Raw genomic sequence first — 21,758 nt, forward strand, 5'->3', positions numbered from 1 at the left:
GCCGCGCCCGCACCCTTCGGAGGCCGCGCATGATCTACGTCTTCGACTACTCCTGGCTCGCCGACTACTGGGACGTGCTGCTCTCCGGGCTCTGGGTCACGGTCTGGCTGATCCTGGTCGGCGCGACGCTCGGCGTGTCGCTCGGGATCGCCTGCGCCTGGGCGCGGGCGCTCGGGCCGGCCTGGCTGAAGCCGATCGTCGCGGCCTATGTCGAGCTGATCCGCAACACGCCGTTCCTGATCCAGCTGTTCTTCATCTTCTTCGGCCTGCCCTCGCTCGGCGTGCAGATGAGCGAGCTGACGGCGGCCCTGCTCGCCATGGTGATCAATCTCGGCGCCTACAGCTGCGAGATCGTGCGCGCGGGCATCCAGGCGACGCCGAAAGGCCAGTTCGAGGCCGGCTGGAGCCTCGGCATGAGCCGGTTCGAGACCTTCCGGCACGTGGTGCTGGTCCCGGCGCTGCAGCGCATCTGGCCGGCGCTGTCGTCGCAGATCGTGATCGTGATGCTGGGCTCGGCGGTGGTGTCGCAGATCGCGGCGCAGGACCTCTCCTTCGCCGCGAACTTCATCCAGTCGCGCACCTTCCGCGCTTTCGAGACCTACATCGTCGCGACGCTGATCTATCTCGCGCTCGCCATCGCGCTGCGCCAGCTCCTCAGGGGGCTCGGCTGGGCGCTGTTTCCGAAGCGGGCGGTGGGGCGATGATCGAGTTCACCACCTGGGACATCCTGCGCAACCTGCTGCTCGCGGCGCGCTGGACGGTCGTGCTGTCGCTGGTCTCGTTTGCGGGCGGCGCGATCGTAGGCCTTCTGCTGCTGTTCATGCGGATCTCCAAGACGCGCTGGGTGAGGCTCGTCGCGATCGGCTATGTCGAGCTGTTCCAGGGCACGCCGCTGCTCATGCAGCTGTTCCTGGCCTTTTTCGGGCTCGCGCTGTTCGGGATCAACGTGCCGGCCTGGCTCGCGGCCGGCGTCGCGCTGATCCTGTGGACCGCCTCCTTCCTCGCGGAGATCTGGCGCGGCTGCGTGGAGGCGATCGCCAAGGGACAGTGGGAGGCGTCCGCCAGCCTCGGCATGGGGCGGCTGCAGCAGATGCGCTACGTGATCCTGCCGCAGGCGCTCAAGATCGCGGTGCCGCCCACGGTCGGCTTCTCCGTCCAGGTCGTGAAGGGCACGTCGCTCACCTCGATCATCGGCTTCGTCGAGCTGTCGAAGGCGGGCTCGATCGTCACCAACGCCACCTTCCTCCCCTTCACCGTCTACGGCCTCGTCGCGCTGATCTATTTCGCGCTGTGCTTCCCGCTGTCGAAGTCCAGCCAGTACCTCGAGAGGAGGCTCAATGTCGCTCATCGAAATCACTGACGTGCGCAAGAGCTTCGGCGCCAATGAGGTGCTGAAGGGCATCGACCTCAACGTCGAAGCCGGAGAGGTCATCGCGATCATCGGCAAGAGCGGGTCGGGCAAGTCCACGCTGCTGCGCTGCATCAACGGGCTGGAGACGATCAACGCCGGCTCGATCCAGGTCGCCGGCGCCCAGCTCGCGCCGGACGAGCTGCACCTCAAGGCGCTCAGGCTCAAGGTCGGCATGATCTTCCAGGGCTTCAACCTGTTCCCGCACAAGTCCGCGGGCGAGAACGTCATGCTCTCGCAGATGGTGGTGAAGAAGACGCCGAAGGCCGAAGCCCGGGCCATGGCGCAGAAGATGCTCGACCGCGTCGGCCTCGGCCACAAGTTCGACGCCTATCCCGACGAGCTCTCCGGCGGCCAGCAGCAGCGCGTCGCGATCGCCCGCGCGCTCGCGATGCAGCCGATGGCGCTGCTCTGCGACGAGGTCACCTCCGCGCTCGACCCCGAACTCGTGCAGGAGGTGCTCGCGGTCGTGAAGGAGCTCGCGGCGGAAGGCATGACGCTGCTGATGGTCACCCACGAGATGCGTTTCGCCCGCGACGTCTGCTCGCGCGTCGTCTTCATGCATCTCGGCCGCGTGCACGAGATCGGCCGGCCCGCCGACGTGTTCGGCGACCCGAAGACGCCGGAGCTGCGCCAGTTCCTCGGCGCGCAGCACTGAGGCCGCGCGCCGCGACGATCAATCCCCGATCAGCCGATCCGGATCGACGCGACCTCATGCGGGGCGAAGGCGTGCTCGCGCAGGTTCTCGCCCGGTCCGTCGCGGTCGACGATCAGGAAATCCTGCCGCTCGGCGAGAGTCAGCACGGGAAAGTGCCAGACGCCCACGGCGTAGTTCACGCCCTGCCGCCCGCCGGCCCGGAAGCAGCGCAACGTCGCGAGTTCGGGCGTCGCGCCGCCCTCGGCGACGACGACGAGCCAGTCGTCCGGAGACAGCGGATAGAACGCCTGGCTGCCGAGCGGATGGCGCTCCAGCATGTCGATCGCGATCGGGCACGGGCGGCGCTTCGCCTCGAAGATCGAGAGGATCGGGCGGCCGCCCTCCGCCCCGACGTCGATGTTCGCGAGGTCGTGGCGGCGGAGCGCGAAGCCCTGGTTGATCTCGCGGGTGATCGCCCCCGCCGTCTCGATCACGTCGCCGAACGGCGCGAAGGCGGCCTTGGTCAGCGGCTCCGGCGCGAGCGTGGGGCCGCCGGCGGTCACCCCGCGAGCCTGCCGAACAGCCTGAGGCGGGAGACGCCGCCGTCCGGAAAGATGTTGAACCGCACATGGCTGATCGGCCCGAGCGTCGCGATCGTCTCCGCGCCGAAGGCGTGCAGGCGGTCGGCCTCGAGCTTCTGAGAGGGCAGCAGCTCCTGCCAGAACATCGACTGGGTGATCAGCGACTGCTGCGTGCCCTGCTCGACGCGCGCGGCCTGGATCGAACAGCGGTCCGGAAAATTGCCCTTGAAATGCGCGGTGTCGACCTCGATCCGCTCGACGAGTCCGGGGGCTGCGAGCGCGACGATCATCCAGTCGGCGCCAGGCTCGCGCCTGCGGCGCGTCTCCCAGCCGTCGCCCATGTTCTGGCCGCGGCCTTCCGAGAGCAGGCGCATGACGTTCCCGTAATGGGCGTCGTTGTAGGCGATCACCCGGCCGCCGTTCTTCGCCGCCGACAGCTCGATCTCCCCGTCGCGCTCGGCCTCGGTCCATTCGCGGAACGGCACGCCGTGGACGCGCAGCCGCGCGATCCCGCCGTCGGGAAAGATCGACAGCTTCAGCCAGTTCACCGGGTCGACGTCCGACACCGAGGCGTAGTGGTGCTGGCTCGGCGACAGCGGGATGGTGCGCACCAGCGGCCGCCAGCGGCCGTTGGGATCGGGCGTCTGGTCGCTGTAGAGCGCCTCGATCGAGGCCGCCGGCGGGTAGTTGCCGGTGAAGTGCGAAGTGTCGATGTCGACGCCCTTCACCACGCCCGGCACGCCGAGCCGGATCATCAGCCAGTCATTGCCGCCGTTGCGGCGCCGGCGCGTCTCCCAGCCGTCCATCCACTTGCCGTGGTCGTCGAAGGCGTCGGGCAGAAACACCGCCGGCGCGTCGTTCAGGACCCGCTCCTTGGCCGCGAAGAACTCGTCCGACGCCAGCACCGCCTCCGCCCCGAGCAGAGGCGAGGCGAGATTGACGTAGTCGTAGATGAAGTCGGGCGCGGCGGGATCGCGGATCATGTTTCAAAGCCTTGAAAACTCAAGGCCGCGGGTACCATCCGGAGCCGGCCTTGTCGAGCCGCCGCGCCGCCCGGCGGCGCGCCGGTTTGAAACGGCGCCCGGACGCCTTCTTGTGAGGGTCTGCTGTCCAGCGCTTGATTCCTCTTCACGTCCTACGAGGCGTTCGAAAGCTTCTTTCGCATCCAAAACTGATGATTGTCGCCAGGAAAGCATTCAAGGTCTCCGAAGACCTCGTAGCCGTGTCGTCGATAAAATTCGGGAGCTTGAAAGCTAAAAGTGTAAAGGAAGACGTCGGTGCATCCCCTGTTGACCGCCGCCTCTTCGGCACGCTTCAAAAGGCTCGAGCCCAAACCCGCGCCACGTGCGGAATCGTCTACCCAAAGCATGTTGAGATAGAGCCACGTCCACGAAACGACGCCTTGGACGCCGCCGATCACCACGCCGTTTCCGTCGCGCGCGACCACCCAGATCGGGAGCGTTGGACAGGGGCCGACGCGCGCCTCGTTGAAACGCGTAAGACCCTCGTAAACAGCGTGCTGGGTCGCCTCGTCCGGGGCATCCTCCAGCGTGATCTGAACGCTCATGCGACCGCTCCCGTGCGCCCCGCCGAGCATACAGGCGGCGCGGATCCCACGCGAGGCGTTCGGCGACGGCCACGGATTTCGAACTGATGCGGCGCCGCCCGCCGAGAGACAGGCCCGGCGCGGCTTGGTAGAGTGCGCGCCCGCCCGGACCGCCACCGCCCGCAGAGCCGCTCATGCCGCCTGACCACCGCGCCTATCCGCGCGACATGCTCGGCTACGGGCCGACGCCGCCCCGCCTCCGCTGGCCGGACGGCGCGCGGGTCGCGCTGCAGTTCGTGGTGAACTACGAGGAGGGCGCGGAGAACTGCGTTCTGCACGGCGATCCCGCGTCGGAGACCTTCCTGTCCGAGATCGTCTCCGCTGTCCCCTACCCCGGCGCGCGGCACCAGAGCATGGAGTCGCTCTACGAATACGGCTCGCGGGTCGGCGTCTGGCGCGTGCTGGAGGCGTTCCGCAGCCGCGGGCTGCCCTTCACGCTGTTCGGCGTCGCCATGGCGCTCGAGCGAAACCCTGCCGTCGCTGAGGCCGTGCTGCGGTACGGAGACGAGATCTGCTCGCACGGCTACCGCTGGATCAACTATCACGGCGTGCCGGAGGCGATCGAACGCGAGCACATGGCGCGCGCGATCGAGATCCAGGCCAGGTTGTGCGGCGCGCGCCCGCTCGGCTGGTACACGGGGCGGACCAGCGAGAACACCCGCCGCCTCGTCGCCGAGGAGGGCGGCTTCGTCTACGATTCCGACGACTACAGCGACGACCTGCCGTTCTGGAGCGCGATGGTCGACCGCCCGCACCTCGTCGTGCCCTACACGCTCGATGCCAACGACATGCGGTTCTGCGCCGTGCAGGGCTTCAACACCGGCGAGCATTTCTTCCAGTATCTCAGGGACTCGTTCGACGCTCTTTACGCCGAAGGCGAGCACACGCCGCGCCTGATGTCGGTCGGGCTGCACTGCCGGATCATCGGCCGTCCCGGGCGGATCGCGGCGCTGACGCGGTTCCTCGACTACGTCCTCGGCCATGACAAGGTGTGGATCGCGCGCCGGATCGACGTGGCGCGGGCGTTCATGGCGCAGGTCCCGCATCCCGGCGCCTCCGCCGGCTGAAGGCCCCCGACGGGATCGGCCAATCGATGGACCTGCGGCCGCACGATCTGCTGCGCCTCCGAGACGCCCACGCGCTCGAGGCGGTCGACCCGCCCTCCTGGGTCGGGCCGTCGCTCGCCGCCGCGCCCTGGGTCGTCGTACGACGGGCCGCGAGCCGCGGCGGGCGCGTGTCCGTCGGCGTGCGCGGCGCGGACCGGTCGGAGCGGTTCGCGGCGTGGCTTCCGCCGGCGGCGGTCGCCGAGCGGGCGCGGCCGGAAGACCTCGCGCCAGGCGGCCGGCTGGGGCGCGCGCCTCCCCGCCCCCACCCCGCCTTCGCGACGCTCGAGGCGCTCGCGCCGGCCCTCGACCGGAGCGGCCTGCCGTGGGGACCGGTCGGCGCGGCGGGCTTCGAGCTCGCAAGCGGCCGGCCCGCGCTCACCGGGGCGAGCGATCTCGACATCGTGCTGCGCGCCGTTCCGCCGATCGACGGGGCGAGGCTCGCCGCGATCGCCGGGCGTGCGGCCGGCGCCCCGCTTCGCGTGGACGTCGTCGTCGAGACGCCGCTCGGCGCCGTCGCCCTCGGCGAACTGCTCGCGGGCGCGGACGAGGTGATGGCGCGGACCAGCGAAGGCCCCCGCCTCGTCGCCCGCGCGCGCCTGATCGCCGGGGTCGGGTGACGAGGACGGGTCGCGTCCCGCCGATCCGACGGAGCGCTGGCCGGCCGCCCGAGGGGATCAGCGTCCGCGCGATCCTGCAGGCGCATGACGGCCTGCTCGCGCCGGCGGAGCGAGGAGCCTTCATACGCAACACTACGGACGTTTCCGCGCGCGCCGACCGCTATGTTGGCGGCGCGGCGCCGCAGTGCGCACACGCCTTTCGCATGTGCGACATTTCGGGGACGACGCGCCCGTTCCCGGCGAGGCCGGTCCTGTGATAGGGGAAGCGCGACCAGAAGACCGGCGCTCCGTCGTCCCGTTCGTGGCGATTGGGCGCGCTGCGTCGCCAGCCAAGGAGCGAAGATGTCGGCCGCCGAGCAAAAGCCGAAGAAGCCGGGCGCCTTCGGAGGTCTGTTCTCCTTCGGCGGCAAGACCGAAAAGGCGGTGGTCTCCGCGAAGGCGGCGCCGGTTCTCGCGCCGGTGACCGCCACGCGCTCCGACATCGAGCGTTGCTTTTTCCTGTTTTTCGGCGAGACGAACGTCTCCGAGGAGCGGATCGCCAAGCGGCTCGACGCCAATGTCCGGTCGTTCATGTCGTTCTGCATGCGGCAGGACAAGTTCACGGCGGCGGTGATTGATCCGATCGCGACCGGCGCGACGCTGCCGCATTACGCGCAAGGCTCGATGGTGCCGCGCGACATCGCGGAGTGGTTCGACGCCCAGCTCGGCCTTTCCTTCGTCGCGAACGAGTTGCTGCCGACGGCCCCGGACTGGCGGAGCTTCTTCCTCGGCCTGATGCTCGACGAGCGCTTCAACGAGGCGGTGAAGACGATCGGCGTCGAGCCCACCTGGCCGCCGCGCCTCAGGAAAGCGGCCGCCAAGATGAGGGCCGTTCCGGCGGCGAAGCAGACCGCGATCCAGGGATCGGTCGACGGCTTCGAGGGCGCCGCCGTGCGCGGCTGGGCGTTCGACGCGGGCGACCGCGGCGCTCCGCTCAAGGTCGAGGTGTTCGGCGACAATCTGCTGCTCGGCACGACCGAGGCCAACCTGTTCCGGCGCGACGTGCAGGAGCATTTCGGCGGCGACGGGATGTGCGGCTTCGAGCTCATGACTTCGCCGAAGCTGCGCCAGCTGTTCCCGGCGGGCTCCTTCACGGTGAGCGTGCGCGACTGGGCGTCGAAGACCCCGATCGGCGGACGCCTCAAGGTCGAGCTGCCCAACGAAGCCACGCAATACGACATCGCGCGGCTCCGCGCCGAGATCGCCGCGCTGCAGTCCAAGATCGGCCAGATCAGCGCCCAGCTGCCCCGCGCCATCCGGCAGGCGACCGTGCCCGTCGAGCGCTTCGAGGACGTCGCCCTCGACTGGCACTTCATCTCCGCCGCCGAACGCCGCCAGATGAACCTTGAGGTCGCGGGCTTCGCCTATCGGCCGCGCTTCTCGGTCGTGATGCCGACCTACCAGACCGATCCGGGCTTCCTGCGCGACGCGCTGAACAGCGTGCGCCGGCAGATCTATCCCCATTTCGAGATCGTCGTCTCTGACGGCGGCTCCCGGAACATCAAGCAGATCCAGTCGGTCGTCGACGGGGTCTTCGGCGAAGACGACCGGCTCGTGTTCAAGACGTCCGAGACGCGCCTCGGCATCAGCGCGAACACGAACGTCGCGCTCGAGGCGGCCACCGGCGACTACGTCGTGTTCCTCGACCATGACGACGTGCTGACGGACGACGCGCTCTTCGCCTACGCCAAGGCGCTGCAGACCAGCCGCTACAAGCTGATCTACTCCGACGAGGACCGCTTCACCGACAAGCGCGCCGAGCGGGTCCACCACACCCCGTTCTTCAAGCCCGACTTCGACGACGAACTGCTGCTCACCCAGAACTACATCTGTCACCTCGTGGCGGTCCGGGCGGACGTCGCGAAGGAGGTCGGACCGCTGAACAGCGAGTTCGACGGCGCCCAGGATCACGACTACATGCTGCGCGTCGCCGAGAAGGTCGGTCCGGGCGAGGTGCTGCACGTGCCCCAGATCCTCTATCACTGGCGCACGACCGAGGGATCGATGTCGACGACCGACGACAACATCGTCTCGATCGAGAACCGCATCGCGAAGCTCGTCACCGAGCACCTCGCGCGCACCGGCCAGAAGGGCGCGGCGGAGAACGAGGCCACCGGGACCGGCAAGCGTCGGCAGTTCACGACGCGCATCGTCTGGCAGTTGCCCGATCCGGCGCCGGGCGTCTCGATCATCATCCCGACCCGCGACCGCAACGACCTGACCGGTCCGTGCATCACCTCGATCCAGGCGACGCTGCTCGACTACCCCGGCGACGTCGAGATCCTGATCATGGACAATGACAGCGAGGAGCTGCAGACCGAGCGCTACCTCCAGGTGCTGCACGACAAGGAGGTGATCTCGCGCCACGTCTGGAGCGGCGCCTTCAACTGGTCGGCGATCAACAACGAGGGCGCCCGCAAGGCCAAGGGCGAGGTGCTGGTCTTCCTCAACAACGACACGCTCGTGCAGTCGTCGACCTGGCTGACCGAGCTCGCCTCGCTCGCGCTACGCCCGAAGATCGGCGCGGTCGGCGCCAAGCTGCTCTACGAGGACGGCATGTTCCAGCACGCCGGCGTGCTGATCGGCATGGGCGGCGTCGCCGGCCATGACGGGCTGGGCTCGCATTCGGGCGAAGGCGGCTATTTCGGCCGCAACCAGCTGGTGCGCAAGGTCAGCGCCGTCACCGGCGCCTGCCTCGCCGTGCGCAAGTCGGTGTTCGACGAGATGAACGGCTTCGACGAGATCACCTTCGGCGTCGCCTTCAACGACGTCGACTTCTGCCTGCGCCTGCAGGAGGCCGGCTACAGCAACCTCTACACGCCGCACGCGACGCTGTTCCATTTCGAGAGCAAGTCGCGCGGCTTCGACACGACCACCGAGAAGAAGGAACGCCACAAGCGCGAACGCGAAGCGTTCCTCGAGCGCTGGGGCCACGTGGTCAATCAGGACCCGTTCTACAACGTGAACTTCTTCCGCCACGGCGCGCCGTTCCGCTCGATCCTGCGGGTCTGAGCGGCCGCCCGCCGCGGCGTCTCAGCCGTGGGCGGCGAGCGCGGCGAGCCAGGCGCGGGCCGCGGCCGGGTCCGCGAGCGCGTAGGCCGCGGCCGAGTGGCGCTCGACCGCGCCGACCAGCGCCGAGGACCCGCCCAGTTCGGCGGCGGCCTTGAAGGCGAACTCGTCGGTCAGGTCGTCGCCCAGCATCAGCGGCGCGCGGCCGGCGAAGGGCGCGTCCTGCATCATCGCCTTCAGCGCCGCGCCCTTGTCGCAGCCGCGCGGACGCACTTCGACGACCATCTTGCCGGGCTGCAGCTCGTGGTCCGGGGCGAGCTGGGCGACGAGATCGCCGATCCGCGAGCGCACCTCGCTTTCGCGCTCCGGCGTCGCGCGGTAATGCACCGCGACGCTCGCGCCCTTGTCCTCGAGCTTGAGGCCCGGACGCGCGTCGACGAAGGCGCCGAGCGCCGCCGTCAGCCGCTGCGGCGGGTGGGGGGCCTCGACGGCCGCCCCCGTCTTTCCGCCTCCGAAGCGCCTCAGCTCCGCGCCGTGCAGCGCGGCCGCCGGAAGCCGCAGCGGCCGGAGAATATGATCGACGTCGGCGAGGCTGCGGCCGGTGACGACCGCAAGCGCCCCCCCGAGCCGCTGCGCCAGCACGCCGATCGCGGCGACCGTCTCCGGCTCGATGGTGACGCCGCCCGGAGTCGAGGCGAGGTCGAGCACGGTGCCGTCGAGGTCGAGGAACAGCGCCACGCCGTCGGGAAAGTTCGGAGGAGTCGGCGGCAGCGCCGCGCGGCCGTTCGGGGCCGTGGCGACGGCGTCCGCCGACATGGCGTCAGGACCCATGGCCGTCGCTCCTCAACTCTGAACCTGCGTATGACAGCTAGATAGTCAGCGCGCGCCTGCGGACAAGCGCGACGCCGGGGCGCGACGGCTTCCGGCGCCGACCAAGGGGGCGTCCGGACGATCGCCCGGACGCCTGCTTCGATCCGCCGCCTCAGCCGCGGCTCTGCATCTGCGCCATGAAGCTGTCGTACGGCAGCTCCGCGACGCGGAACCACAGCACCTCCTCGTTGCGGAAGGCGGTCTGGCTCTCGTGGATCTTCTTGAACCACTCGTTCTTCGTGTAGAGATCCGCGTAGATCTCCTGGCTCGCCTTGTAGGCGGCCTCCATGATGTCGCGCGGATAGGGCCTCAGTTTGACCCCCGAGCCGACGATCTCACGCAGCGCCTTCGGGTTTTGGGCGTCGTATTTCGCCAGCATGGTCTCGTTCGCGATCGCGGCCGCGCCCTTGGCGATCGCCTTGTAGTTCGCCGGCAGCTCGTCCCATTTGGCCTTGTTGATGAAGAGGTGGATGCAGGGGCCGCCCTCCCACCAGCCGGGATACATGTAGTTCTTCGCGACCTGGTAGAAGCCGAGCTTGTGGTCGTCATAGGGTCCGATCCACTCGGCGGCGTCGATCACGCCCTTTTCGAGCGACGGATAGATGTCGCCGCCGGCGATCTGCTGCGGCACGGCGCCCAGGCGCGCCATCGTCTGGCCGGCGAGGCCCGCGATGCGCATCTTGACGCCCTTGAGGTCGTCGAGCTTGGTGATCTCCTTGCGGAACCAGCCGCCCATCTGCGCGCCGGTGTTGCCGCAGGGGAGGTTGACGATGTTGTGCTGCGCGTAGAACTTGTCGAGCAGTTCGACGCCGCCCGAGCGCAGCCAGGCGTTCATCTGGCGGGCGTTCGGGCCGAACGGCACCGCCGTGCCGAGCGCGAAGGTCGGGTCCTTGCCGACGTAATAATACGAGCAGGTGTGGCAGGCCTCGACCGTGCCGTTGGTGACGGCGTTGGCGGCTTCGAGCCCCGGCACCAGCTCGCCCGCGGCGAACACCTGCGCGGAGAAATTGCCGTCGGTCATTTCGGAGATCGCCTTGGCGAAGGTCTCGCCGCCGCCATAGATCGTGTCGAGCGACTTGGGGAAGCTCGACGCGATGCGCCATTTGATCTTGGGCTGGCTCTGCGCGATCGCGGGCGCGGCCAGGGCGACCGAGCCGGCTACGCCTGCGCCCGCCGCGGCGAGAAATTTGCGACGTTCCATTGCACCTCTCCTCAGCGCGGCCCGTCTTGTTGCGGCCGCTTGCTCCCGACAGTCCCGCCGCGTCGTTGCGAGAGCCCGGCGCCGCGAGAATCGCGTCGCGACGGCCCGTCCCGAGGACGGCCGCTCCATGAGGCGCGAAGCCTCGCGGAAAGCTCCGGCCGCGTCGTGACGCCGCGGCCGACGGCTGCGTAATGCGTTACGACTTCAGGCTTTCCCCGGCAAGCGGGGCGGGGCGGAATGGCGCGAACTTCAGCAGCGCCTCACGCCGGCGGAAGCGACGCCAGATGGTTGTCCCACCGCAGCGGCCCCGACCGTCGCTCGATGACGGCGACGCCGCCCTCATGGACGGCGAGCCGCAGAACTTCGCCGAGACCGGTGGTCGCGATGAAGCGGCCCGCCTCGGCGTCGACGGCGAGACCGCAGACGTCAGCTATGGCGACGACGCCGAGCGCCGCGTCGTCCGCGAGATCGAAGGCCGCGACCACGCCGCCCTTGGGGCTCGACGCCGCGGCGAAACGGCCGGAGCGATCGACCGCCAGCGAGCCGACATAGCCCGCGAAGCGCGAGGTCACGGCGAGGTCCTCGTCGAGCCATTTCAGCCGCGCGCCGTCCAGGCGGGCGACAAGCGGTCGATCGCGCACGCCGGCCTCGGTGTCCTGCGCCGCCACCAGCACGCCGCCGTCCGGCGTCGTCGCGAGATGACGCAGCGAGAGGCTGGCGAGATCGTCGTCGAGCTCGGCTGTGCGATCGACCGCGCCGCCCCCGGGATCGAGCATCACGAGGTTCGACCGCGTCCGGGTCGTCTCGAGCGCCGCGACCCCCGGATCGCTCTTTGGCTCCTTCGCGCCGTTCGCGACCGCGATCAGCCGGCCGGCGGCGACCAGTTCGTGCGGCCCGACGCCGGAAGACCGGAACTCCGACGCCGCCGCATAGCCGCCCGCGACGTCGCGGGCGACGATCACGCCCTCGCCGGTCCCGGCGTCGATCTCGGTGGTCAGGAAGAGGCGGCCGCCGTCGCGATAGACGCCGTGGCCGGAGAATCTGCGGCCCTCGGTGGCGCGAAAGACGGCGCGGACCCGCGTCGCCCGCCCGTCGAGGACCAGGGCCAGATCGCCCGGCCGCCGGGCCACCGCGACCGCCTCCCGCCCGTCCGGCCGCGGGCACAGAGCGTGCAGCCGAACCGGCGCCGGCGCGCCTTCCGCTTCGCCCAGCGCTCCGTCGATCGCGCCGACCCGGAAGCCGCCCGCGGCGTCGATCGCGGCCCCGATGACGCCGGCAAAGCCGTCGGCGCGCGCGACGTCCGGCGCCAGGCCGGCGAGCGTCAGCGCCCCGAGAGCGCCGAGCGCGTGGCGGCGCGTGAGATGCATGGCCTCAGTCTCCGTCCAGCGCGTTGAAGCCGATCGTGGCGCCGAGCGCCGGGGCGAGCGTCTTCGCGACGTCGTTCTGCGCGGCCCTGAGCGCCGCGATGGCGGCCTCGAGCGTCTTGCGGCGGGCGGGATCGGCGGCGGCTGCGCCGATGTCGTCCGGCAGTTGCGCGACCGCGGCGGAGGCGGCGGCGAAGGCCTTGCCGTCGCTCGCGGCCACGCCCTTCGGCGCGGCCTCCGTGAAGGCGCGCGCCTCCGCCGCGAGGCTCGCGACCAGAACCTTGATCGACCGCGCCGAGCGTCCGGACCGCCAGCCTTCCGCCGCCTTGGGGCGCGCGGTCTCCGCGGACGAGCCCATGACGGCGAGCAGCTTGACGTCGTTGACGCGCTGGACCCCGCCGGCGAGGTCGGTCAGGAGCCGCGCGACCGCCTGGGTCGGATCCGCGAAATGGACGGGATCGCCCTCGCCGCGCTTCAGCCGCGCGAGGGGGCCGTCGTCGGCGCGCCATTCCTTCGCGACGTCGCCTGCGATCCCGGCCAGGTTGTCGGCGATCGCGACCCCGACCCGGCAGCGCGCGCCTGCGTCGCCGCCGTCGCTGTCGTAGAGCAGCCGCTCGAGCGCCGGAAAGCCCTGCGCCGCGACGCTCGTCCGCCGCATGGTTTCGGCGCTGATCTCGCCCGTTTGGGCGCGCGTCTCGAGTTCGGCGATGGCCTTCGCCACCGCGTTGCGGCGATCCGGCGCGAAGAATACCCGGTCTGGCCGCAGCGAGAGGCTGATCGGCCCGGTGGTGACATGCTCGACCGCGGACCAGGCGTCCGACGCGGTCCGGAAACGTTCGCGCAAGGTCTCAATGTCGGGCGCGAAGTCGCCGTCGCGGCAGGCCTCAGCCCACGCCGCCCGCTGCTCCGCCGTGGCCCCGGCGAAGGCGTCGTAACGCGGCAGCAGATAGCTCTCGATCACCCGGACCGCGAGCGGGCCGGGATCGGGCGCAGCCGCCCGCGCCGGGAGGCAGGCCGCGGCGACGATCAGGGCGGCCAGAGCGAGGCGAGGCGACATCGGGGCGTCCTCCGGGCGAAACGCTAAAGCCCGTTAACGAAGTTTATCAAAGCGTTGCGATCGTTTGCCGACAATGCGTCGAAACGCGCTCGGGCGCCTGCCGCCTCGCCGTCGTGCCAGGCGAGCGCGGCGGACACGTCGGCGGCCCGGCCGTCATGCAGCAATCCCGAGCCTTGCGCCAGCGCGGCGGAGACGCCCCAGAGCGGCGCCGTGCGCCACTCCCGGCTCCGCGCGGCGCCCTCGCCCATGCCGTCGTCGAGACCGGCGCCCATGTCGTGCAGCAGCAGGTCGGTATAGGCCGCGGCCGTCCCGCCGCCGTCGAGCGGCAGTTCGGGCGCATGGCAGGCGGCGCAGCCGGCCGCGGCGAACAGCCGTCGGCCTTGCCCGCCGCTTTTCGCCGGCTCCGGAGCCGGCCGCGCGCGCAAGAACGCGACGAGGCTCGCCATCAGCTGCGGCGCGACCTCCGGCTCGCCCGGCGCCGCGCCGTGCGGCCCGGCCCGACAGGCGGCCTCGGCCGCGGTGCAGTCGCCGGCGGGATCGGGACGCAGCGTCGTCGACAGCCCGATGTCGAGCGCGAAGGCGGAGGCCGCCTGCGCCTCGATCGTCGGCTCGGTCGCCTTCCAGCCGAAGCGGCCGATCCGCTCGCCGTCCGGCGTCGCCATGCGGTGCGCGCGGCCCGAGACGCCGTCGCCGTCGCGGTCGTCGGGGTCTTCGCGCGCGAGGATCGCGGCCTCGGGCACGCGGGCCAGAATTCCTACGCCGTCGAGCGAGAGCGCGACGCGCGGCGATGCGCGGGTCGCGCCGTCCGGCGCGCCGTAGCCCCAGTCGCGCACGCTCCACTCCGGCCGCGGCGGGAGCCCGTGCGACGCCGCGGCGAAGGCGACCGACGCCGCCCCCTCCCCGCTTATGCCGGCGACGCCCTTGGGCTGCAGCTGCGCGCCATAGGTCGCGTCGGGACGCCCCTTGGCGTCGCCGAGGCGGATGACAAGGCCGGGATGCGCCGCCGGGTCGTCGCGTCCGAGCCGGAAGGTCGTCCGGCCGCCGCCCGCCGCGTGGCAGCTCGCGCAGGAGCGGGCCGAAAACAGCGGGCCGAGCCCGTCCGCGTTTCGCGTCGAGGCCGGCGCCTGCGCCCACATCCGGTCGAACACCGCATTGCCGATCGCGACGTCGAGCCCGCCGGTCGCCGCGGCTGCGACGCCCGCCCCGAGCGCGCCCGCGGCGAGCGAGAGCGCGGCGAGGCGGAGGAGGATAACGCCTGCGTGCTTCGAGACGCGCCGCTGCGCGGCGCTCCTCAGCATGAGGGGCGGGGTAGAGACGTCTCCCGCGGCCCCAGGCCCGACGCCCCGTTCCCGTGGTTCGAATCCTTCCGGCGTCCTCATGCTGAGGAGGCGCGAAGCGCCGTCTCGAAGCACGCCCGCGCCTCCATCATACGACCTTGAGGTAGCCCATCATCCCCGTCTCCTGGTGTTCGATCAGATGGCAGTGGATCATCCAGTCGCCCGGGCGGTCGGCGACGAAGGCGATGGTGATGCGCTCCTTCGGCGTCAGCAGCACGGTGTCGGCGAAATGGACCGGCAGGGCGCGCTTCGACGATTTCAGCACCTTGAAGGTGAAGCCGTGCAGATGGATCGGATGCACGTGCGGCGTCTCGTTCGAGAGCTCGGCGACGTAGGTCCGGCCCGTCCGGAGCAGCGCGAGCGGCTTCGGCAGGCGCGAATGGTCGCCGGCCGGCCAGGCCTCGCGGTTGATCGTCCAGTTGGTCGTCGTGGCCGCGCACAGGCTGTCGAGCATGGCGGCGGCGAGCGGATCGTCGTCGGCTGCGACCGCGAGCGCGGTCTTCCGCGTGCTCGCGGTCGCAAAGGCGAAGCTCAGCCGTTCGGCGCCCTTCAGTTTCGGCTCCGGCACGGCGGAGCGGGTGAGCGGCGCGGGATCGAAGGCGCGGCGCGGCCGGTCCTCGCCCTCGCCGGCAAGCGTCGCGAGCAGCACGGGCTCGGCGGCGAAGAAGTCCATCAGCCGCGCCTCCTTCCCCGCCGCCGGCGCGCGCACCACGAGGTCGAGCCGCATCGCCGAGCCGAGGCGCCAGTCCTTCAGGGAAAACGGCGCCACCGGGTTGCCGTCGATCGCGATCACCGCGGCCTCCGCCCCCTCGACGCCGATGTCGCCGACGCGGGTCGAGTCGGCGTTGAGCAGCCGCAGCCGGACGTCGCCGCCCGCCGGCACGCTGAGCCGCGGCGCCGGTCCGCCATTGACGCTGCGCACCGTGCCGAAAGTGCCGGCCCGGAGCGCCCCGCGGGGCGTCGAGAAGGCCAGGAACGCGCCGGTCTGCTCGTCGATCCGCCAGTCCTTGAGCGTCAGCATCAGGTCGGCGTCGTAAGGCGCGGTCTCGTCGCCCTCGACGATCAGCACGTTCGCGAGGCCCCGGCCGAGCTGGGCGACGGTGTCGCAATGCGGGTGGAAGAAGAAGGTGCCGGCGTCCGGCGGCGTGAAGCGGTAGCCGTGGCGCTCGCCGGGCTTCACCGGGGGTTGCGTGACATAGGGCACGCCGTCCTGGTCGTTCGGAATCCTGAGGCCGTGCCAGTGGATCGCGGTGTGCTCGGGCAATCGGTTGTCGAGCTCGGCGACGACGGTCTCGCCCAGCCGGATCCGGACGACGTCGAGCAGGTTCTCGCCGTAGCTCCAGACCGGCGTCGCCGGCCTCTCCGGCCCGAGCAGGCGCGCCGACCGTTCGGCCGCGACCAGCGACAGACGCCGCTCGCCCGTCGCCGGGGCCGTCGTTCTTGGCGGCAAGGCGGCCGGCCTCGCGAAGCCCCTCCCCGACAGCAGCGCCGCGCCTGCGACCGCAAGCCCGCCGCCGAGGGCCGCGCGGCGGGAGAGGCAGCTCATCGGCCCGACTGCCCGAACGCCGTGATCATGCCGCCCTCACACTCTTTCCTGTCCGAGCCTCGCGCCGGGCGACGACAGCGCCGCGTCGTCCTCCGGCCTGACCGGAGGACCCATGCCGGGCGCAGAGCGCCACGCCTGACATGGATGGTCCGGTCGGGCCGGACCATGACGCCTTGTCATGAGCGCGATTCCGTTCGGCGGAGCGCCCTTACTGCGTCACCTTCTCCGGCGCGTCCAGGCTGTCGGAGCCCTCGACGGAGATCTTGACGTTGAGCTTCGCCACCACCGCCTCGACGCCGCGGGTCTGGGCGACGAGCGCGTCGATCAAATCCTGCACGATCTTGTTCCCCTCGGCGTTGTCCTCGGCCAGCATCTGGTCGTAGGCCATGCCGCCCTCAGCCTTCGCCTTCATGATTTCGGCCTTGGCGACCGTGTCGGCGAACAGCGCGTCGAGCCGCTTCGCCTCCTCCGGCGCCTTGGCCTCGGCATAGGCTTTCGGGGACGGCCCTTCGACGGTCGTCCCATCGAGGCGCGCATATTTGCCGAGCCAGATGTCCTGCATCCCGACGATGTCGTTGTAATGGGAGTTGTAGGTGTTGTCGGAGAAGCAGTCGTGCTCCTCCTCCGGGTCGTGCAGGATGAGGCCGAGCTTCATCCGCTCGCCGGCGAGCTCGCCATAGGACAGGCTGCCAAGGCCGGTGAAGATCGGCGCCAGCGCCGCCGGGCCCTTCTTCGCCAGAACCGCCTTGCGCGCCTTGCCCTTCGGGGCCCAGACGCTCTCCATCGCGGTCAGATCGGACACCAGCAGGTCGGTCGCGACCTTGAGATACTGCGCGCGGCGGTCGCAGTTCTTGTTGGTGCAGCCTGCGCCCTGGACGTAGTCCGTCGCCTTGCGGTCGCCGGCGCCCGGCCCCGTGCCGTTGAGGTCCTGCCCCCACAGCAGGAATTCGATCGCGTGGTAGCCGGTAGCTACGTTCGACTCGACCTCGCCGGCCTCCTGCAGCGAGGTGAGCAGCTTCCTGTCGATCTTCGAGGCGTCGACGGTCTTGCGGCCCATCTTGAGCTTGGGGTTGGCGATCACGTTCAGCGCGTAATACGGGTTCTCGTCCGAGGTCTCCCCGTAGGTCGAATCGACATAATCGATCAGCCCCTCGTCGAGCGGCCAGGCGTTGACCTTGCCCTCGAGGTCGTCGACCACGGGGTTGCCGAACCGGAACCCTTCGGTGCGCTGGTAGGGCGCGCGGGCCGCGACCCACGCCTTGCGCGCGTCGGCGAGGGTGGCGTCGGTCGGATCCTTCAGGAAGCCGTCGATCTTGGCCGAGAGATCCTTCGCCGAAATCACCGCGTCGCCATACATGGCGAGCGCGACGTCGGCGTAGGTCTTCGCCACGTCCTTCGGGGCCGGCCCTTGCGCGACTGCGGAGCCCGCGAGAACGACGCTCAACCCGACGCCCGCCAGCGCCGCCGCCCATTTTCTGATCATCGTCGGTCTCCTCGGCACGCCCAGGGGCGCTTTCGGCGCACCGGAAACCTCGCTCACGGCTCTGTCAATCGGGCCGTAAGAGCCTTTGACATCATGCGTTTTTCCAGCGCGTGATCAGATTAGAACAAGTTGATCTTTGTTGGATGGCGGCATTTGGGGCCTTGGGACGGACGAATGCGCGGCGCGCCTCCCGGCGTGACGGGTGAGAGCGCCTCGACGCTCAGGCCGCGAGCGCTTCGTCCGTCGGGCCGAAGAACTCATAACGGATCTGCTCCGTCGGCACGCCATGCTGGCGCAGCGAGCCGGCGACCGCCCGCAGGAACGGCCGAGGGCCGCAGAGGTAGTAGTCGGCGCCGGCGAGAGGCGTGTTGGCCGCCAGCCAGGCCGCCGTCACCCTGCCCTCCTCGTCATAGGCCTCGCCGCGAACGTCGTTCGCCCCGGGCGTCTCGTAGAAGGTCGTCACGCGAACCGAGCCGCCGGACGCCTCGGCCAAGGCTCGAGCCTCGGCGCCCAGGGCGTGGGTCGCGCCCGAGATCGCGGCATGGACGAAGTGGAGCGGATGGCGCGGCTTGGCCGACGCGAGCGCGCCGAGCATGCTGAGGAGCGGCGTGACGCCGACGCCGCCGCTGACGAGCACCAGCGGACGCTCGAGCGTATCCGGCGCCACGAACTCGCCAGCCGGAGCCGCGGTCTTGAGGATGGTCCCGACCGCCGCCTGATCGTGCAGCCAGCCGGAGACCAGACCCTGGGGCTCGCGCTTCACGCTGATCCGGTAGTGATCGTCGCTGGGCGCCGAGGAGATGCTGTAGTTGCGCTTCAGCGCCGCGTGACCGGGAATGTCTAGCCAGAAGGTCAGGTGCTGCCCGGGCTTGTGCCGCAGGATCGGCCTGCCGTCGGCCGGCCGAAGCACGAACGACGTGATGACGTCGCTCTCGCGGCGCTTCTCGGCGATCACGAAATCGCGCCAGCCGGTCCAGCCGCCGGGCGCCGCCGCGTGCTCGCCATAGATCGTCGCCTCGCGCCCGATCAGGATGTCCGCGAGGAACCAGTAGGCCTCGCCCCAGGCCGCCAGCACCTCGGGAGTGGCGGCAGCCCCCAGCACGTCCTTGATCGCGCCGAGCAGCGCGTCGGCCACGAAGGGATAGTGCTCCGGCAGGATGTTGAGGCCGACATGACGCTGGGCGATGCGCTCCACGGCGCCCGTCAGCGCGGCCAGATTGTCGATGTTCTTGGCGTAGGCGAGCACGGCGGCGGCGAGCGCCTTCGGCTGCGAGCCGGTATCGCCATGATGCGACTGGTTGAAGAGCCCGCGAATGTCCGGGTCCTCGAACATCCGCTCATACATGCGCTGGGTGATGGCGAGGCCGTATGTCTCGATCGCCGGAACCGTCGCTTTGACGACGCCGATGGCGTTTTCGCTGAGCTGTCGGGGCATGGCGCTCTCCATAAGGTGCATTGACGATGCACCTTCTAGCGGCCTGTTCAAAAGGTGTAAAGCGTATATATCTTTCAGATGCGCCTGACCCTGCACACCGACTTCGCCCTGCGGGTCCTGATATACCTCGCCCTCCGCCGCGACCGACGTGTGTCAATCCGGGAGATCGCGCAGGCGCATCGGATCTCCGAGAACCATCTGGTCAAGGTCGTGCACAATCTGGGTCGCGGAGGGTTCGTCGAGACCACCCGCGGCAAGGGCGGCGGCTTGCGGCTCGGACGCGCGCCTGGCGAGATCAATGTCGGAGAGGTCGTGCGGTTCACGGAGGACGACCTCGCGCTCGTCGCCTGCTTCCAAGCGGACGGGCCGGGCTGCGCCCTGATCGACGCATGCCGTCTGCAGCGCCTCATCGGAGACGCGCTGCAGGCCTTTCTGGCGGTGCTCGACGGCAAGACGCTCGCCGATCTCGTCGGGGGGCCCGAACGCCCTGTCATGGCGGCCCGGCTCGGCCTCATGGACGCGCCGAGCGCGGCGCCGCCCGAAGACGTCCGCCGCCTTCCGACGGCGGCTTCTTAGCTCACCGCTCGATGACGATCCGCGGCGAGGCGCGGCCCGGCGCGCCCTGCGTCAGGCGGCGCCACAGGCCTTCGGCGATGGTGGCGTAGGCCCGCGCATGCTCGCCGGTCGGGTCGGCCGCCACCACCGGCGCGCCGGAATCGGAGCCCTCGCGAATCTGGATCGCGAGCGGGATTTCGCCCAGGAAGGGCGCGCCCATCGCCTGCGCCTCGGCGCGCGCGCCGCCATGGCCGAACAGGTCGGCGCGGTGGCCGCAGTTCGGGCAGCAGTAATAGCTCATGTTCTCGACGATCCCCAGGATCGGCACGTCCACCTTGCGGAACATCGCGACGCCGCGGCGGGCGTCGGCGAGCGCAAGGTCCTGCGGGGTCGAGACGATCACGGCCCCCGACAGCTTCACCCGCTGCGCCATGGTGAGCTGGGCGTCGCCGGTGCCGGGCGGCATGTCGACCACGAGCACGTCGAGCTCGCCCCAGGCGACCTCGGTCAGCATCTGCGTCAGCGCCGACATCACCATCGGCCCCCGCCAGATCATCGCCGTGCCGGCGTCCACGAGGAAGCCGATCGACATGATCTTGAGGCCGTGCTTCTCGAGCGGCTTCATCATCTTGCCCTCGACCTCCGGCCGGTCGTGCAGGGCGAACAGAGTGGGCACGGAGGGGCCGTAGACGTCGGCGTCCATCAGCCCGACCTTGAGCCCCTGGGCTTTCAGGGCGAGCGCGACGTTGGCGGCCGTCGTCGACTTGCCGACGCCGCCCTTGCCGGAGGCGATCGCGATGATGTGGCGGACGCCCGGCACGCCGGCGCCCTGGGGTCCGGGGCCGCCGGCCGGCCGCGCCGGAGGGGCCGCCCCTTCCGGCGCCCCGCGGGCGCCGCGGGCCATCATCGGCGAGGCCGGCGCGGCTTGCTTCGGCGCGGGCGCGGAGCCCGGCGCGCGCTCGGCGGTCAGCGCCACCAGCACGTCGGAGACGCCCGGGACCGCCTTGACCGCGGCCTCGGCGGCCTTGCGGATCGTCTCGACGGCGCCCGCGCGGTCCGGCGTCGTCTCGATCGAGAAGATCACCCGTCCGCCAGGCATGACCGCGATCTTCGACAGCGCGCCGGAATCCGCGAGGCTCGGCGCGCCGTCGGGGGCCGGAACCGCCTTCAGAGCCCGCCTGACGTCGTCCTCGGTCACGGCCATGTCTCGATCTCCTCAGGGAATACGCCCGCGCTATGGACCTTGGCCGGGCTTGAGGTCAAATCGGCGCCATGACGACGAAACGCAACGGCGCCATCGCCGGCCTCGTCCTGATGGGCGGGCGCGGAACCCGCATGGGCGGCGCCGACAAGGCGCTGCTCGTCCTCGCCGACGGCCGCCCGATCCTGGCGCACGCGCTCGAGCGGCTGCGCGGACAGGTCGGCCCGCTCGCGCTGTCGGCGAACGGAGACCCGGCTCGGCTCGCGGGCTTCGGCCTCACCGTCCTGCCCGACCCGGCCGACGGGCCGGAGGGGCCGCTCGGCGGCGTCCGGGCGGGGCTCCGATGGACGGCGGAGATCGGCGGCGTCAGCCATCTCGCCACCATCCCCGGCGACGCGCCCGCGCCGCCGCGCGATCTCGTCGCCCGGCTGGCGGCGGCCGCAGGCGACGGCGCCGCGGCGGCCTCCGGTCCCGACGGCGTCGAGCCCCTGCACGCGCTCTGGCCGGTCGCGAGCCTCGCCGCGCTCGACGAGTTGATCGCCGGCGGCGTCCAGTCGCCGAAGCGCGCGCTGGCGCGGCTCGGGGCCGTCGAGGTCGGGTTCGCGGAGCGCTTCCGCGACGTCGACACGCCGGACGACCTCGCCGCGCTGAAGGCGACGTTTCGCGGCGCCTGACCTCGATTGCGCGTGAAGGGGCGCGGTGGAAA

At 70.7% G+C, this 21,758-nt stretch carries 20 protein-coding genes; 8 read left to right on the top strand and 12 right to left on the bottom strand.

All coding sequences use genetic code 11. The features are described from left to right. The first annotated feature begins 29 nt into the window (after positions 1–29). The 3 genes from ACO2RJ_RS08755 to ACO2RJ_RS08765 are packed head-to-tail and all read left to right on the top strand — an operon-like array spanning position 30 to position 2,066. Positions 30–704, top strand: a complete 675-nt coding sequence (locus ACO2RJ_RS08755; RefSeq protein WP_423267607.1) for an amino acid ABC transporter permease — start codon at positions 30–32, stop codon at positions 702–704. Continuing rightward, positions 701–1,360 (top strand): amino acid ABC transporter permease, encoded by a 660-nt coding sequence (locus tag ACO2RJ_RS08760; protein ID WP_423267608.1) that lies wholly within the window; start codon positions 701–703, stop codon positions 1,358–1,360. The genes ACO2RJ_RS08755 and ACO2RJ_RS08760 overlap by 4 nt, the downstream gene beginning before the upstream one ends. After that, positions 1,338–2,066, top strand: coding sequence for an amino acid ABC transporter ATP-binding protein (locus tag ACO2RJ_RS08765; RefSeq protein ID WP_423267609.1), 729 nt, complete (start codon positions 1,338–1,340; stop codon positions 2,064–2,066). The genes ACO2RJ_RS08760 and ACO2RJ_RS08765 overlap by 23 nt, the downstream gene beginning before the upstream one ends. Positions 2,067–2,095: 29 nt before the next feature. On the opposite strand, the gene ACO2RJ_RS08770 is transcribed toward ACO2RJ_RS08765, so the two are convergent. From ACO2RJ_RS08770 to ACO2RJ_RS08780, 3 genes are all read right to left on the bottom strand, one after another. After that, entirely contained in the window at positions 2,096–2,608 is a 513-nt protein-coding gene (locus tag ACO2RJ_RS08770) for an ureidoglycolate lyase (protein WP_423267610.1), read from the bottom strand. Further along, complete coding sequence (alc, locus tag ACO2RJ_RS08775) at positions 2,605–3,609, bottom strand: allantoicase (RefSeq protein WP_423267611.1); 1,005 nt, start codon at positions 3,607–3,609, stop codon at positions 2,605–2,607. The genes ACO2RJ_RS08770 and alc overlap by 4 nt, the downstream gene beginning before the upstream one ends. A 152-nt stretch (positions 3,610–3,761) precedes the next feature. Continuing rightward, a complete protein-coding gene (locus ACO2RJ_RS08780) occupies positions 3,762–4,193 on the bottom strand; it encodes a GNAT family N-acetyltransferase (protein WP_423267612.1) in 432 nt (143 codons plus the stop codon). A 173-nt stretch (positions 4,194–4,366) separates the two neighbouring features. On the opposite strand from ACO2RJ_RS08780, the gene puuE reads away from it, so the two are divergent. The 3 genes from puuE (at position 4,367) to ACO2RJ_RS08795 (ending at position 9,006) form a co-directional block, all read left to right on the top strand. Beyond that, a complete protein-coding gene (gene puuE / locus ACO2RJ_RS08785) occupies positions 4,367–5,299 on the top strand; it encodes an allantoinase PuuE (RefSeq protein ID WP_423267613.1) in 933 nt (310 codons plus the stop codon). A gap of 26 nt (positions 5,300–5,325) precedes the next feature. Continuing rightward, positions 5,326–5,955 (top strand): malonate decarboxylase holo-ACP synthase, encoded by a 630-nt coding sequence (locus ACO2RJ_RS08790; RefSeq protein WP_423267614.1) that lies wholly within the window; start codon positions 5,326–5,328, stop codon positions 5,953–5,955. 342 nt (positions 5,956–6,297) lie between these two features. Then, a complete protein-coding gene (locus ACO2RJ_RS08795; protein WP_423267615.1) occupies positions 6,298–9,006 on the top strand; it encodes a glycosyltransferase family 2 protein in 2,709 nt (902 codons plus the stop codon). Between the two features lie 21 nt (positions 9,007–9,027). Here the strand turns inward: ACO2RJ_RS08795 and otsB are convergent, their stop codons facing one another. From otsB to hmpA, 8 genes are all read right to left on the bottom strand, one after another. Further along, positions 9,028–9,834, bottom strand: coding sequence for a trehalose-phosphatase (gene otsB, locus ACO2RJ_RS08800; RefSeq protein ID WP_423267616.1), 807 nt, complete (start codon positions 9,832–9,834; stop codon positions 9,028–9,030). Between the two features lie 151 nt (positions 9,835–9,985). Beyond that, on the bottom strand, positions 9,986–11,074 hold the full coding sequence (locus tag ACO2RJ_RS08805) for a TRAP transporter substrate-binding protein (protein ID WP_423267617.1): 1,089 nt from the start codon (positions 11,072–11,074) through the stop codon (positions 9,986–9,988). A 260-nt stretch (positions 11,075–11,334) separates the two neighbouring features. Continuing rightward, complete coding sequence (locus ACO2RJ_RS08810; RefSeq protein WP_423267618.1) at positions 11,335–12,441, bottom strand: DUF1513 domain-containing protein; 1,107 nt, start codon at positions 12,439–12,441, stop codon at positions 11,335–11,337. Between the two features lie 4 nt (positions 12,442–12,445). Continuing rightward, positions 12,446–13,495 carry an imelysin family protein gene (locus ACO2RJ_RS08815; protein WP_423267619.1) on the bottom strand — a complete coding sequence of 350 codons (1,050 nt, stop codon included), beginning with the start codon at positions 13,493–13,495 and terminating at the stop codon, positions 12,446–12,448. A gap of 23 nt (positions 13,496–13,518) precedes the next feature. Continuing rightward, positions 13,519–14,793 carry a di-heme oxidoredictase family protein gene (locus ACO2RJ_RS08820; protein ID WP_423267620.1) on the bottom strand — a complete coding sequence of 425 codons (1,275 nt, stop codon included), beginning with the start codon at positions 14,791–14,793 and terminating at the stop codon, positions 13,519–13,521. Positions 14,794–14,920: 127 nt separating this feature from the next. Continuing rightward, the gene (locus ACO2RJ_RS08825) at positions 14,921–16,378 is read right to left on the bottom strand and encodes a multicopper oxidase family protein (RefSeq protein WP_423267621.1); all 1,458 of its coding nucleotides are present in this window, start codon (positions 16,376–16,378) and stop codon (positions 14,921–14,923) included. Between the two features lie 208 nt (positions 16,379–16,586). After that, positions 16,587–17,861, bottom strand: coding sequence for an imelysin family protein (locus tag ACO2RJ_RS08830; protein ID WP_423267622.1), 1,275 nt, complete (start codon positions 17,859–17,861; stop codon positions 16,587–16,589). A 220-nt stretch (positions 17,862–18,081) separates the two neighbouring features. Beyond that, entirely contained in the window at positions 18,082–19,296 is a 1,215-nt protein-coding gene (gene hmpA, locus ACO2RJ_RS08835) for an NO-inducible flavohemoprotein (protein WP_423267623.1), read from the bottom strand. Positions 19,297–19,374: 78 nt separating this feature from the next. On the opposite strand from hmpA, the gene ACO2RJ_RS08840 reads away from it, so the two are divergent. Further along, positions 19,375–19,872, top strand: coding sequence for an RrF2 family transcriptional regulator (locus tag ACO2RJ_RS08840; protein ID WP_423267624.1), 498 nt, complete (start codon positions 19,375–19,377; stop codon positions 19,870–19,872). 1 nt (position 19,873) lies between these two features. Here ACO2RJ_RS08840 and ACO2RJ_RS08845 read toward each other — a convergent pair whose 3' ends face one another. Beyond that, a complete protein-coding gene (locus ACO2RJ_RS08845; RefSeq protein WP_423267625.1) occupies positions 19,874–21,055 on the bottom strand; it encodes an Mrp/NBP35 family ATP-binding protein in 1,182 nt (393 codons plus the stop codon). Positions 21,056–21,123: 68 nt separating this feature from the next. Between ACO2RJ_RS08845 and mobA the strand changes: the two genes are divergently transcribed. After that, entirely contained in the window at positions 21,124–21,726 is a 603-nt protein-coding gene (mobA, locus tag ACO2RJ_RS08850; RefSeq protein WP_423267626.1) for a molybdenum cofactor guanylyltransferase, read from the top strand. The last annotated feature ends 32 nt before the right edge of the window (positions 21,727–21,758 follow it).

The organism is Hansschlegelia sp. KR7-227, from assembly GCF_049446035.1.
Taxonomy (GTDB): Bacteria; Pseudomonadota; Alphaproteobacteria; order Rhizobiales; family Methylopilaceae; genus Methylopila.

Bases quoted from the DNA above. Each gene is read 5' to 3' on its own strand.
- ACO2RJ_RS08755 (WP_423267607.1), top strand. From the start codon at position 30: ATGATCTACGTCTTCGACTACTCCTGGCTCGCCGACTACTGGGACGTG.
- ACO2RJ_RS08760 (WP_423267608.1), top strand. From the start codon at position 701: ATGATCGAGTTCACCACCTGGGACATCCTGCGCAACCTGCTGCTCGCG.
- ACO2RJ_RS08765 (WP_423267609.1), top strand. From the start codon at position 1,338: ATGTCGCTCATCGAAATCACTGACGTGCGCAAGAGCTTCGGCGCCAAT.
- alc (WP_423267611.1), bottom strand. From the start codon at position 3,609: ATGATCCGCGATCCCGCCGCGCCCGACTTCATCTACGACTACGTCAAT.
- ACO2RJ_RS08780 (WP_423267612.1), bottom strand. From the start codon at position 4,193: ATGAGCGTTCAGATCACGCTGGAGGATGCCCCGGACGAGGCGACCCAG.
- puuE (WP_423267613.1), top strand. From the start codon at position 4,367: ATGCCGCCTGACCACCGCGCCTATCCGCGCGACATGCTCGGCTACGGG.
- ACO2RJ_RS08790 (WP_423267614.1), top strand. From the start codon at position 5,326: ATGGACCTGCGGCCGCACGATCTGCTGCGCCTCCGAGACGCCCACGCG.
- ACO2RJ_RS08795 (WP_423267615.1), top strand. From the start codon at position 6,298: ATGTCGGCCGCCGAGCAAAAGCCGAAGAAGCCGGGCGCCTTCGGAGGT.
- otsB (WP_423267616.1), bottom strand. From the start codon at position 9,834: ATGGGTCCTGACGCCATGTCGGCGGACGCCGTCGCCACGGCCCCGAAC.
- ACO2RJ_RS08805 (WP_423267617.1), bottom strand. From the start codon at position 11,074: ATGGAACGTCGCAAATTTCTCGCCGCGGCGGGCGCAGGCGTAGCCGGC.
- ACO2RJ_RS08810 (WP_423267618.1), bottom strand. From the start codon at position 12,441: ATGCATCTCACGCGCCGCCACGCGCTCGGCGCTCTCGGGGCGCTGACG.
- ACO2RJ_RS08815 (WP_423267619.1), bottom strand. From the start codon at position 13,495: ATGTCGCCTCGCCTCGCTCTGGCCGCCCTGATCGTCGCCGCGGCCTGC.
- ACO2RJ_RS08820 (WP_423267620.1), bottom strand. From the start codon at position 14,793: ATGCTGAGGAGCGCCGCGCAGCGGCGCGTCTCGAAGCACGCAGGCGTT.
- ACO2RJ_RS08825 (WP_423267621.1), bottom strand. From the start codon at position 16,378: ATGAGCTGCCTCTCCCGCCGCGCGGCCCTCGGCGGCGGGCTTGCGGTC.
- ACO2RJ_RS08830 (WP_423267622.1), bottom strand. From the start codon at position 17,861: ATGATCAGAAAATGGGCGGCGGCGCTGGCGGGCGTCGGGTTGAGCGTC.
- hmpA (WP_423267623.1), bottom strand. From the start codon at position 19,296: ATGCCCCGACAGCTCAGCGAAAACGCCATCGGCGTCGTCAAAGCGACG.
- ACO2RJ_RS08840 (WP_423267624.1), top strand. From the start codon at position 19,375: ATGCGCCTGACCCTGCACACCGACTTCGCCCTGCGGGTCCTGATATAC.
- ACO2RJ_RS08845 (WP_423267625.1), bottom strand. From the start codon at position 21,055: ATGGCCGTGACCGAGGACGACGTCAGGCGGGCTCTGAAGGCGGTTCCG.
- mobA (WP_423267626.1), top strand. From the start codon at position 21,124: ATGACGACGAAACGCAACGGCGCCATCGCCGGCCTCGTCCTGATGGGC.